Source organism: Acinetobacter seohaensis, from assembly GCF_056431365.1.
This window is the reverse complement of record NZ_JBWKMK010000097.1, coordinates 1-2,503: the sequence shown is the minus strand read 5'-3', so window position 1 is coordinate 2,503 and position 2,503 is coordinate 1. Positions and strand designations below refer to the sequence as shown.

Annotated in this window: 5 protein-coding genes; all 5 read right to left on the bottom strand. The window is 29.2% G+C overall.

The window, feature by feature from the left end; genetic code table 11:
* Nucleotides 1-80: 80 nt before the first annotated feature.
* Nucleotides 81-737 (bottom strand): hypothetical protein, encoded by a 657-nt coding sequence (locus tag AC07E5_RS09945; protein WP_498625364.1) that lies wholly within the window; start codon nucleotides 735-737, stop codon nucleotides 81-83.
* A 62-nt stretch (nucleotides 738-799) separates the two neighbouring features.
* Nucleotides 800-1,483, bottom strand: coding sequence for a hypothetical protein (locus AC07E5_RS09940; RefSeq protein ID WP_111034325.1), 684 nt, complete (start codon nucleotides 1,481-1,483; stop codon nucleotides 800-802).
* Between the two features lie 19 nt (nucleotides 1,484-1,502).
* On the bottom strand, nucleotides 1,503-1,721 hold the full coding sequence (locus AC07E5_RS09935; protein ID WP_111034324.1) for a hypothetical protein: 219 nt from the start codon (nucleotides 1,719-1,721) through the stop codon (nucleotides 1,503-1,505).
* Between the two features lie 86 nt (nucleotides 1,722-1,807).
* A complete protein-coding gene (locus tag AC07E5_RS09930) occupies nucleotides 1,808-2,122 on the bottom strand; it encodes a BrnA antitoxin family protein (protein WP_104988439.1) in 315 nt (104 codons plus the stop codon).
* The gene (locus AC07E5_RS09925; protein WP_002042420.1) at nucleotides 2,085-2,396 is read right to left on the bottom strand and encodes a BrnT family toxin; all 312 of its coding nucleotides are present in this window, start codon (nucleotides 2,394-2,396) and stop codon (nucleotides 2,085-2,087) included. Before AC07E5_RS09925 ends, AC07E5_RS09930 begins: the two co-directional genes overlap by 38 nt.
* Nucleotides 2,397-2,503: the final 107 nt, after the last annotated feature.

Genomic DNA, 2,503 nt, shown 5'->3' with positions numbered 1-2,503 from the left:
TGAACTTGAGTGAGTTGAGTTCGTATAAGAGATTTTATGTTAAATAGCCATTTTAACTAAATGGTGTATATTCACTTTTATCATTTCCTATGGAATATATAATCCATAAGTTTATGACTGATTATCGATAGTGACACTAAGTTCTTTAAGTTTAATTCTTTAAATGTTATTTTATAATTTTCTAATATTTTATCAGTACTAATATCATTAGAATTTATACTTTCATCAAATTCAACTAATTTTATAAATAATTTATTGTAATTGTGTTTTAAGTTAACAAGGCTAACTTCAATATCTTTATTTGGTTTTTCATCCATTATCAATTTTATTCTTTTTGAAAGATCTTCAATTTCAATATCAATTAATTCTATTTTTTTTAAATCAAACCTACATTTATTATTTAACTTATATTTTAAATTATATTCATAGTCTTTATTTAAATCTTCAATTTTATCTAAAATAGTATATGATTTATAGAAACATTCCTCTGCTAGTCTTGATAAAACATCACTTCCTTTTTGTTCTCTCCAACTATTAAATGTATATAGCAATGCTATCGTCGCAAATAGTGTTGCTGTCCACGATAGGAGGTTCGAAGCAGTAGATTTGTCATCAACATAAATCTGTATCAATGCATATAAAGCGATAGAGATAGTTACTAAAGCTAAATATATAATTACTAGAGTTGTTATAGGCTCAATTGGTTTATTTAATTTTTCCATAATATTACTTTTCATTGGACTGCTTCTAGGAGGTAGCTTAATTTTGAAGCTACCTTAGCCTAAATTAGGCACTTTATTTATTTAAAGAAAATAAAAAATAAAAAAAGAAGACATCCGAATAAAATAATAGTTCCCATTATTTGGGTAAGATTTTGATTTGAAATTTCACTTTCTATAACTTCTTGATTAATTCTATTAGTTTGATCATTGATTGCATTTGAATGGGCAATTAATTCTTCGGTCATAATAGTTAAGAATTTTTCTTGATCATTCGGGCTTAATTTCTCGATAAATTCACTTTGAATATCCTCTAAATCATTGGAAGCTTGATACAGGCTAATACCTTTAGTATCTGCCATAGATTTCATAAGATCTGTTCTAGTACTAACAATCTTCCTAATATTTTCTCTCGTAAATGGATATGTAACTTGAATTCCAAACAGATCTCCAACATTTCCTTTTTCAATAAAAATACTGTTATTTCCTACATCTGGCTGATTAAACCATTCTTTGGGAGCTGCACCAATTTCTTCTGAATGAATTTTTTCAAAACTCTCTTTATCTATTTCTGAAATATTTGAGAAGAAAGATTCGAAGATATCTGCTATTTCTAAAAAAGCCTGATCTTCTGATAAATTATCCTCAGACATTAGTATGCTTTTGAATTCTAACTGTTTTTTTAAAACTTCTCGAACTTCTGATCTTATTATTGGCGAATGTATATTGACTCCAAATAATTCACCTATAATTTTATTTTCCATATTTCACCCCTGATTTTGTTTAATTGAATGCTGTAACATTGTTTTTACAAATTTGTTGGATTTTATCATCAGCAGAAATATTTTCACTTTTTAATCTAGGGTAAGAATCAATATCTTTGTAATATTGAACACCCTTTTGAATACATACTTCATATTCTTTATCACTATCGTTACCACATGCTATTAAAACAAATGAAATTGAAAAAGTTGAGAATATAACTAATCGTCTTTTAAACATTTACTCACCTATGATTTTTTAGATTTCCTAAAATTAACATAATACACCTTATACGCAGTCAAAAATGGGAGCCTAAGCTCCCATTTTTATTGATGATTTTTTAATTCTTTTAGCATGGCATCCCGTAAAATTTTATTCATTCGTGTTTGATAGCCTTTGCCTTGGGCTTTTAGCCACTGCATGACATCTGCATCGATGCGAACCGTAGTTACTTGTTTAGTCGGCTTGTAAAATGGATTTTGCACTGCATTTTTCCAAAAACTTTCATCAAGTTCAGGAATGTCCGAAAAGTCTATTTCACTGTCTGGGCGTTTATCTAATGCTTCAAGTCTTGCCTTTTGTTCTTCAGATAAGACAGGAGGTTTATTCAAATCTACTTTGTAAGTAACGGTTTTGTTCATACTGTTTCCTCTCTTTTTTCTCTGCCTGTCGTGCTGAAATAATACGGATATGATCAATCCCATTATGATCTTGTACAGTATGAGCCACCAATAAAACTGTCTGCCCGTGTACGAGACCTATCGCTTGCCAACGATATTCACCATTTTCAAAGCGATCCTGTTTGAAGACGGCATGAGCATCATAAAAAACTAAGGTTGCATCTTCAAAAGCTACACCATGTTTTTTGAGGTTTGTTTCTGCTTTATGCTCATCCCATGAAAACTCAATTTCCATAGTTGCATCGCTTTTTGTTAATACAAAAATGTTAATACAAAATTGTAAATTTTGCAAAGTTGTTCCATTTTTTATTGGCAAAATATTACAGAATCGAACATAAAAAA